Here is a 447-nt window from a genome sequence, read left to right on the forward strand (position 1 = left end):
GCCCAGCCCGCCCTCGACCACCCGCGCCGGCCGGGCGGGTGCTTCGGGCCGGGTGTCGAAATGACCGACCGGCCTCCCGGTGAGGTGGCGGGAGGCCGGGGACCAGCGGGGGTGGGCTCAGCGGTTGAGGCCCAGGTTGCCGAAGGCCGGGTTCAGGACGCCGATGACGTTCACGCTGTTGCCGACCACGTTCACCGGGACGTGCACCGGGGCCTGGATGACGTTGCCCGAGACGACGCCCGGAGAGTGCTTGGCCTCACCGCCGGCCCAGGCGCCGCCGGTGGTCGCGGAGGCCATCCCCGCGCCCGCGGCCACCAGGCCACCGGCCACCATCGTCACGGCCGCTGCCTTCTTCAGGTTCTTCACGTTCAACCCCTCCTCGGCGATCGCCGCGGCGAACGCCGCGGCCCGCACGGGTGAACGGCGGGGATCGCCGGAGGATGCGCC

The 447-nt window shown here is 74.5% G+C and carries 1 protein-coding gene; it reads right to left on the reverse strand.

What is annotated here, in order from left to right:
- Window positions 1-117 precede the first annotated feature (117 nt).
- The gene (locus tag ACFW2E_RS45165; protein WP_384477529.1) at window positions 118-366 is read right to left on the reverse strand and encodes a chaplin; all 249 of its coding nucleotides are present in this window, start codon (window positions 364-366) and stop codon (window positions 118-120) included.
- Window positions 367-447 lie beyond the last annotated feature (81 nt).

The organism is Streptomyces sp. NPDC058964 (genome assembly GCF_042741275.1).
Taxonomy (GTDB): domain Bacteria; phylum Actinomycetota; class Actinomycetes; order Streptomycetales; family Streptomycetaceae; genus Streptomyces.